The sequence below is a fragment of the Streptomyces sp. CA2R106 genome, from assembly GCF_037034245.1.
Lineage (GTDB): Bacteria > Actinomycetota > Actinomycetes > Streptomycetales > Streptomycetaceae > Actinacidiphila.
Window position 1 is genome coordinate 1 of record NZ_JBAGKC010000228.1, and the last position, 235, is coordinate 235.

Sequence of the window (235 nt, forward strand, 5' to 3'; positions counted from 1 at the left end):
GCACTCACCCGACCGCACCGCCTGCACCGCCAGATGCAGCGCCACCAGCGACGACGAACACGCCGTGTCCACCGTCACCGCCGGCCCCTCCAGACCCAGCACATACGACACCCGGCCCGACAGCACACTGGTGGCATTGCCCGTCATGAGGTGGCCCTCGACGCCCGAGCCCTCTTCACCGGCGACCGCGGAGACACCGAGCCCGTAGCTGGAGGTGAAGCCGCCGGCGAAGACA

Annotated in this window: 1 protein-coding gene; it reads right to left on the reverse strand. The window is 70.2% G+C overall.

Annotated features, from left to right (window positions below; translation table 11 throughout):
• Positions 1–235: beta-ketoacyl synthase N-terminal-like domain-containing protein (locus WA788_RS35865; protein WP_335984747.1), on the reverse strand; the 235-nt coding region annotated here is incomplete at both ends.